The organism is Hymenobacter aerophilus DSM 13606 (assembly GCF_000382225.1).
Classification (GTDB): domain Bacteria; phylum Bacteroidota; class Bacteroidia; order Cytophagales; family Hymenobacteraceae; genus Hymenobacter; species Hymenobacter aerophilus.
This window is the reverse complement of sequence record NZ_KB907855.1, coordinates 1-3,886: the sequence shown is the minus strand read 5'-3', so window position 1 is coordinate 3,886 and position 3,886 is coordinate 1. Positions and strand designations below refer to the sequence as shown.

The 3,886-nt window shown below is 62.2% G+C and carries 5 protein-coding genes; 4 read left to right on the top strand and 1 reads right to left on the bottom strand.

Going from position 1 to position 3,886, the window contains the following annotated elements:
* On the bottom strand, positions 1 to 813 hold an 813-nt coding region (locus tag H145_RS24410), incomplete at its 3' end, for a hypothetical protein (RefSeq protein ID WP_157541834.1).
* A gap of 312 nt (positions 814 to 1,125) precedes the next feature.
* On the opposite strand from H145_RS24410, the gene H145_RS0119185 reads away from it, so the two are divergent.
* The 4 genes from H145_RS0119185 (at position 1,126) to H145_RS0119170 (ending at position 3,779) form a co-directional block, all read left to right on the top strand.
* Positions 1,126 to 1,593, top strand: a complete 468-nt coding sequence (locus H145_RS0119185) for a LexA family protein (protein ID WP_019949765.1) — start codon at positions 1,126 to 1,128, stop codon at positions 1,591 to 1,593.
* 123 nt (positions 1,594 to 1,716) lie between these two features.
* Positions 1,717 to 3,048: a Y-family DNA polymerase gene (locus H145_RS0119180; RefSeq protein WP_019949764.1), complete on the top strand. Its 1,332-nt coding sequence runs from the start codon at positions 1,717 to 1,719 to the stop codon at positions 3,046 to 3,048.
* 28 nt (positions 3,049 to 3,076) lie between these two features.
* Positions 3,077 to 3,415 (top strand): hypothetical protein, encoded by a 339-nt coding sequence (locus H145_RS0119175; RefSeq protein WP_019949763.1) that lies wholly within the window; start codon positions 3,077 to 3,079, stop codon positions 3,413 to 3,415.
* Between the two features lie 100 nt (positions 3,416 to 3,515).
* The gene (locus tag H145_RS0119170; RefSeq protein ID WP_019949762.1) at positions 3,516 to 3,779 is read left to right on the top strand and encodes a hypothetical protein; all 264 of its coding nucleotides are present in this window, start codon (positions 3,516 to 3,518) and stop codon (positions 3,777 to 3,779) included.
* Positions 3,780 to 3,886: the final 107 nt, after the last annotated feature.

Below are 3,886 nucleotides of genomic sequence, written 5' to 3'. Positions count from 1 at the left end.
AGCTTGCAAAACTGGCTGGCCATGCACTGGTTGGCCTTCACCGTATTGTTGCTGCGCAAAATTGCCCCATCTTCTACTTCCTAAACAGCTTCTATGTATGATTACCGTCTTGCCCTGTTCAAGAAGCTTACCCGTGCCGGCTCCAACTTTCAGCCACGCACACCCGTCGCAGTAGTTTTGAAGCTTCCAGTAAGCGAGAGCTGGGTCAAGGGCCAACTGGTGATAGTACGCCTCTACTGGTTTCAGACTGGTCAGCGTATCATTCGCCCACTCACTGGTATGAAATGTAACCACGACGTCCCGCTCTTTTAGTCCGTGCCGCATCCCAATCACCACGGCTTTTTGCTGTCCGATGGTCAGCCCTCCGTGTAGAAATTTCTGATAGGCTACCAATTCCGCGAGTTCACTGGGAAATATGCGCCCGTCGGGGCCAATGCTGACAATGGCGCTTCTAATCGTGTCGCCCTGATACAGCAGCCCGTAGTAAAACTTATACTCCAGCGCCGGACCGGGCAACGTGTCGCCGGGGTGCGCCTCCCAATTAGGGTAGGTGAAGCCGTAATCGGTGGTTAGAAAAGCCCAATCCTGGGCGTCCGGAACTGCCAGTTTTACCACGCTGTCGGCCCGGACATGGGCGGCGGCAAACTGCTTCATTAAAGCCTGACTGGACGGCGCACTGGCCGGGTGTTTGAGTTTCAGGGGCGGGGATTGCCCGAAGTTGCCGTTGGGCGTATTCGTCGCGGAAGAGCACCCCATCAGGCAGGCAAACCACCCCAAAAGACTATACGCCATGTAAGAAGTAATGCGCACCATAGCTGCCTTTTGATAATGTACAAGCTTCTCTCGTTTTAATAGAACACCAAGCTATCGGCCACTACTTCTGCAGTGGACTCCATGAGGTAGATATACTTGCCGATGTGCTCCTGCCGGGCGTAAAGCCACAAAGTAACTTCTACCTGATGCGTATCTACGCTTTCTGGAGGCAACACTCTTTTCACCTCCCCGGGCTTTACGATAACGTCGGGCAAGGGAACGGCCAAGGTTGAATACCAAATTTTTTAGTCTTTTTTAATCTAATTAAATTAGTAATCGTTACTTTGGAAGCCAACCTACGCTTGCTGCCCAATGTACGACGTGCTACTTATCCCGGTGCTCGAAGCACCCATACCCGCCCTGCTGCCGGTGTTTGCCTGCCGGGTGCCGGCCGGTTTCCCCTCCCCGGCCACCGATGAGCTGGAGGGCTTGTTCGACCTGAACCGGCTGCTGTTCCGGCACCCCGACGCAACCTACCTGGTGCGGGTGATGGGCGAGAGCATGCGGGATGCCGAGATACACCCGGGCGATTTGCTGGCGGTGGACAAGCATCTGGAAGCCGACCACGGCCACATTGTGGTGGCCGTGGTGGATGGCGACTGCACGGTGAAGCGGCTGGAGCGTCGGGGCGAAGCGTGGTGGCTGGTGCCGGCCAACCCGGCCTACGAGCCCTACCGGATTCGGAGCGGCGAGGAGCTGCACATCTGGGGCGTAGTGACCCATGTAGTGCATGAGCTGATACCGGGCCGGCTAAGCGCGCTGCTGCACAGCCGCGACTAGGTTTTTTTTTGAGCTGTTGGCTATTAGCTGATAGCTGACCGGTGGATGGAAAGGCCAACGGCGGCAGGATATTGAACGAAACAAGCTAACAGCTAATAGCTGTCAGCTACAAGCTCAAAAACAATGTTCGGACTGGTGGATTGCAACAACTTCTACGTGAGTTGTGAGCGGGTTTTTCAACCGCGGCTGGAGGGGCGGCCGGTGGTGGTGCTGAGCAACAACGACGGGTGCATTATTTCGCGCTCGGCGGAGGCCAAGGCGCTGGGCCTGCCGATGGGGGCGCCCTATTTCCAGGTGAAGGAGCAGCTGCGGCAGCAGCAGGTACAGGTGTTCAGCTCGAATTACACGCTGTACGGCGACATGAGCCGGCGCGTGATGCACTACCTGGGCGCATCGGTGCCGGGGGTGGAAATCTATTCGATTGACGAGGCCTTCCTGGATTTAAGCGGGCTGGAGCGGTACGCGCTGCCGGCGGCAGGTGGCCTGGACGCGCTGGCCCGCCGGCTGCGCGAAGGCGTGCGGGCGCGCACCGGCATTCCGACCTGCGTGGGCGTGGCCCCGAGCAAGACGCTGGCCAAGCTGGCCAACCGCCTGGCCAAGCAGGATGCCGGCTTGGGCGGGGTGCTGTACCTGGACACAGCCGAGCGGTGGGCCTGGGCGCTGGGGCAGGTGGCGGTGGGCGACGTGTGGGGCGTGGGCCGGCAGTACGCCCACAAGCTGAGCGCGGCGGGAATCGACTCGGCGGCCGACCTGGCGCGGGTGTCGGAGGCCTGGGCGCGCAAGCACCTGGGCGGCGTGGTGGGGGCGCGGCTGGTGCGCGAGCTGCAGGGCTACCCCTGCTCGGGGGGGCTGGCGCCGAGTGAGGACGGCACGCTGCGGCGGCAGAGCATCAGCTGCTCGCGCACGTTCGGGCGGCCGCTGCGGGAGCAGGCGTTTGTGCGGGGGGCGCTGGCTGCCTTTGTGGCGCGGGCCGCCGAGAAGCTGCGGCGGCAGGGCGACCTGGCCCACGTACTGACGGTGTTTATCAGCCAGAGCCGCTACGGGCCGGCGGCGGACGGGGCGGGCGGGCACTCGCGGTCGGCAGTGCTGACGCTGCCACTGCCCACCAGCGACACGCGGGAGCTGACGGCGCGCACGGAGCAGCTGCTGGCGCGGCTCTGGGAGCCGGGCGCGGTGTACACGAAGGCGGGCGTGGTGCTGGCGGGTCTGGAGCCGCCGGGGGCCCAGCAGCTGGGTTTGTTTACCGAGCCGGCCCCGGTGGCGGTGGCCGATGGGCGCGGCGCGCGGGCCATGGCGGCGCTGGACGGGCTCAATGCCCGGTTCGGGCGCGGGACGGTGCAGCTGGCGGCGGCCCTGCCGACGACGAGCGGCGGGCCGGCACCGTGGCAGGGCCAGGCGGCCTGGCGCACGCCGGCCTACACAACCCGGCTGGAGGATTTGATGACAGTGAGCTGATTTTTCAATCCGATTACCTTGTCAGATTATGGCTTTTCCGATACCACCGGCCCATCTGCCGGGCGCAAAACCTAGCTACGAAACCAGCAAGCGGGCCCTAGTGCGCCGGCTGCATAACCGGCGCGTGAGCATGGCGCTGCTGGCCAATGGCAACTACTACGTGCATTTCGCGGTGGCCCTGCAGCCGGGCGAGGCGGCGGCGCTACGGGCCGAAGGGCACACGGATTCGGTGCGGGACTACATTCTGCGGGACCGGGTGCGGTACTGGGTGCTGGTGCTGCAAAGCGAAACCGTTGAGGTGTTGATGGGGGGCTGGAACGACTTGCAGGCCCGGCAGCAGCAGCGCAAGGGCTGCAAGCGGGTCTGAGCGGCCCCCCGCGCTCTGGCCGGGAGCCGGGGCAGTGAACTGCGCTTTTCGGGGCCGGTGGGTTGCCGGGCCTCTTTCTTTACTTTTACGCCTACTTGTTATGCCCCATTTCTTGCCCGATGCCGAATTGATTACCGCCTACTGCGGGGCCTACGAGGCGCGCGGATGCCAGTTTGAAGTAGTGTATTTGCCGGAGCTGAGCGAGTACGGGCTGCAGATGCGGTACGGTGCCAACAGCAGCGCACTGCCCATATTGCCACTGCCTGCATCCGAGATGGAGAGCCCGGAGGCAACGGAGCGATGGATGAAGCATCTGCGCGACGAGCACCTGCGCAACTTTGATTTTATACTGCGAAGGCGGTAAGTCAGTTCAGTGACCACTAGGAACTGTTCTCAATTACGGAGTTGTTGATCGACTATGAATGCAGACCGCACGCTATTGACGGACAAGATGTGGGCCGAGTTATCTCC

Excerpts from the sequence above, each read along its gene's own strand:
- H145_RS0119170 (WP_019949762.1), top strand. The coding sequence starts at position 3,516 with ATGCCCCATTTCTTGCCCGATGCCGAATTGATTACCGCCTACTGCGGG.
- H145_RS0119180 (WP_019949764.1), top strand. The coding sequence starts at position 1,717 with ATGTTCGGACTGGTGGATTGCAACAACTTCTACGTGAGTTGTGAGCGG.
- H145_RS0119185 (WP_019949765.1), top strand. The coding sequence starts at position 1,126 with ATGTACGACGTGCTACTTATCCCGGTGCTCGAAGCACCCATACCCGCC.
- H145_RS0119175 (WP_019949763.1), top strand. The coding sequence starts at position 3,077 with ATGGCTTTTCCGATACCACCGGCCCATCTGCCGGGCGCAAAACCTAGC.